The sequence below is a fragment of the uncultured Capnocytophaga sp. genome (genome assembly GCF_963525585.1).
Taxonomy (GTDB): Bacteria; Bacteroidota; Bacteroidia; order Flavobacteriales; family Flavobacteriaceae; genus Capnocytophaga.
Genome location: NZ_CAURLX010000082.1, coordinates 1 through 3,434, shown reverse-complemented (window position 1 = coordinate 3,434; position 3,434 = coordinate 1). Strand labels below are relative to the sequence as shown.

General features: G+C 28.5%; 2 protein-coding genes. Both read left to right on the top strand.

Annotated elements, in window-relative coordinates; translation table 11 throughout:
• The first annotated feature begins 831 nt into the window (after positions 1-831).
• A complete protein-coding gene (locus RYK20_RS10795) occupies positions 832-1,143 on the top strand; it encodes a membrane-binding protein (protein WP_298826017.1) in 312 nt (103 codons plus the stop codon).
• Positions 1,144-1,843: 700 nt separating this feature from the next.
• Positions 1,844-3,262 carry a tRNA uridine-5-carboxymethylaminomethyl(34) synthesis GTPase MnmE gene (mnmE, locus tag RYK20_RS10790; RefSeq protein WP_314895428.1) on the top strand — a complete coding sequence of 473 codons (1,419 nt, stop codon included), beginning with the start codon at positions 1,844-1,846 and terminating at the stop codon, positions 3,260-3,262.
• Positions 3,263-3,434 lie beyond the last annotated feature (172 nt).

Below are 3,434 nucleotides of genomic sequence, written 5' to 3'. Positions count from 1 at the left end.
TATGCTTACCTATGTAAAGAAATATCATTGGTTGGTTATTTTATTATATTGCATTATTTTTGTATATTTTTCAGCATAAATATCCAAAAACACAAAAATATAGAAAATACTATCTTGTTAATGGAATAAACAACCTTGTATAATTCATTTTCTATCTTGTAAAATGGAAAACACATCTTGTGTAATCTGTTTTCCTTCTTGTAAAATAAAATAACCATCTTGTGTAATTCATTTACAAGGTATAAAATCACATAAACTATATGTATAATTACATAAAAATAAAAAAATATGAAAAAACCTCATTTTTTTAGAATAATGATAAAAGTATTTTCTGTACTTTTTCTATTGATTTCAATTTATATTTTATATATTTTCATAAGAAAAGGTATGAATAACAAATTTATATCTACATCAATTATTTATTCTTATTTATTTGTTTATTCCATTATATTGAATTTGTTAGGGTATTATATATATAAGAAAAACAAAATAGGGATAGTATTATGTAGTATAATTATTCTATATATGATTTATGTTCCTTCTATTTTGTTTATAATTTATAATTCGTGGCTTATTGATTTTTCTGAACTTTTATTTTTTTCAATTGAATGTGCTATTCTCGATACATTACTATTAATAGTTCTCTTTTTGAGTATTTATATTTTTTATTATAGAGAATTAAAGAAGTTACTCATTATTTTTGGCACTATTTTTGTGGTATGTATATTGGTTTTCTATGTGATTTCATTCGTGATTTTCGAGAATACTAGTTTATTTTTATTTTAAAATAAATTCTTTTCATTCATTGTTTAATATATAAAAAGTAAATTTATGCCGAGAAAAAATTTTTCAACAAACTTAGCTGAATCATCTGTAATGATAGATGGGCTAAAGGGTCGTAATGACAAATTGCCTTTGGGAATAAAGGCTGAAGACGTTACCAAGCTCGAGGAGCTTCGTAAGAAAATGGAAACGCTCAATAGTGAGCAAGAAAAGCTAAAAGCTGACCTCAAAACAAAAACCGAAGAGCTTAACAAAGCTATCTCTGAGGTGGAGAATAAGGTTACTTTCCTAAAAAAACTCATAAAGATTGATATTCCCCAAACACAATGGAGAGAATTCGGGATTGAGGACAAGCGATAAGAAAAAATACCTTGTAGGATTCTTATCCTTACAAGGTATTTTTATATTCTATTCAATGAAAAAATAATTGTATGAAGAAAAAACCGAATATCAAAATAGGAATCATTATAAACATAGCACTTACTGTGTTATCTATTGTTTATTCGTTTTTATATTATATAGAAAAAACTGGTTTTGAACTTAATTACAATAGTTTAGAGTTTTTTATTTATCTTTTTATATTCTATATATTCCATTTTATCCTTGGGGTTAACTTTTTATTCTTTCTATTTTATAGTTTATTTTATAAATGGGCGAGAATAGGATTGGTTATTACTTTGCTAATTGCTATTTATCTTTATTTATAAAGATAATATTTTATACTATCATTAGTTTATGAAAAAGAAACCAAGTATCTCGGTAGGCATTGTTATAAGTTTAATTCTTTTGCTTATCAATTTTTATTATATCATTATGGAATACCTTCCCTACTGGGACTATTTTGATTTTAGTAGTTTCCATACTTGGATGATCTATTTTTATATAAATCTTATAGTGGTTCCTTTGTTTATAGCTTTATTATTCTTTTTATTTTATAGTTTTTTCTACAGATGGGCGGAAAAATGGCTTTATAATATAGGTTTTTTACTTGTAATAGCATTAATAGTTTATTGGTTACACGGAGCAACTTTAGTTTTCTAAAAATATAAATTTTACACTTATGGAAAATAAAAAAACACCTTATACTGACGACACCATAGTTGCTTTGGCTACTGCTACAGGTGTGGGAGCTATTTCGGTAATACGTTTATCTGGAAAAGAAGCTATCGAACTTGCTGACAAAGTATTCAAAACACTTAATGGAAAGCCTTTATCCGAGGCACCTTCTCATACTGTTCATTTAGGAACTATCAAAAGCGAAAACCAAGTAATTGATGAGTGTTTGGCAACTATTTTCAAAGGAAAGAAATCTTATACAGGCGAACCCGTAGTAGAGTTTTCTTGTCACGGAAGTGCTTATATTACTCAGGAAGTAATAAAATTGTGTTTAGCAAATGGTGCAAGGCTTGCCCAGGCTGGTGAATTTACCAAACGAGCTTTCCTCAATGGAAAATTAGCTCTTAACCAAGCCGAAGCAGTGGCTGACCTTATTGCCTCAGATAGTAAAGCCTCTCACCAAGTAGCCTTGCAACAAATGCGAGGTGGTTTTACTTCTGAAATCGAAGATTTGCGACAGGAACTACTTAACTTTGCTTCCTTGATAGAATTGGAATTGGATTTCTCAGAAGAAGATGTAGAGTTTGCTGATAGAAGTCAGTTTGAACAACTACTCAAAAGGATAAAAACTACTTTGCAAACTCTTATACAATCTTTCTCCGCAGGAAATGCTATTAAGAATGGAATTCCCGTAGCTATCGTAGGAAAACCCAATGCAGGAAAATCAACCCTGCTTAATACTTTACTCAATGAGGAACGTGCTATAGTGTCCGATATAGCTGGAACTACTCGTGATACCATTGAGGAAACACTTCATATAGATGGTTTTACTTTCCGATTTATAGATACAGCAGGAATCCGTGATACGAAAGACCAAATAGAAGCTATAGGAGTAGAAAAAGCAAAAGAGAAAATAAAAAAAGCACAGCTTATACTCTATCTCTATAATGAAAAAGAGAATACCACTGATGAAGTGATTCATTTCGTAACAGAGAATTATCATAAGGAAGCTAAGTTTATCTTATTACATAATAAAATAGAAGATTTACAAGAAGTTATTACTCCTTTTGATAATGAGATTCTTGCTTCTATTCCTGAAGAATATATATTCTCACAATTGAGAATTTCTGCCAAAGAAAATATAAATATTGATGAATTAAAGAAAATACTTTCTCTTTATGTAAAGAATCTTTCACCTTCTGCGGGAAATACTATTATTACTAATATACGCCATTATGAAGCTTTGAATAATGCTTTACAAGCACTTGAAAAAGTAGAAGAAGGAATGCAAATACATTTATCAGGTGATTTATTAGCTATTGATATACGCGAAACACTTTACCACTTAGGAAGTATTACTGGAGCAGTAAGTAATGATGAATTACTAGGAAACATATTCTCTCGTTTTTGTATCGGAAAGTAAAGTAGTCAAATAAGAGAAAACAAAATCAAAATAAAGTAAAATAAATCAGTTAGTTATATTGTATTTTAGTCATTTTGTTTTCTCTTGTTTGATTTTATTTTTACATTTTTTACTGTATATTTACATTTTTTTACTACCTTTGCAACCAAAAATGTAAAGATAGTAAATATTA

Coding starts and splice junctions, on each gene's coding strand:
- RYK20_RS10795 (WP_298826017.1), top strand. CDS start 832: ATGCCGAGAAAAAATTTTTCAACAAACTTAGCTGAATCATCTGTAATG.
- mnmE (WP_314895428.1), top strand. CDS start 1,844: ATGGAAAATAAAAAAACACCTTATACTGACGACACCATAGTTGCTTTG.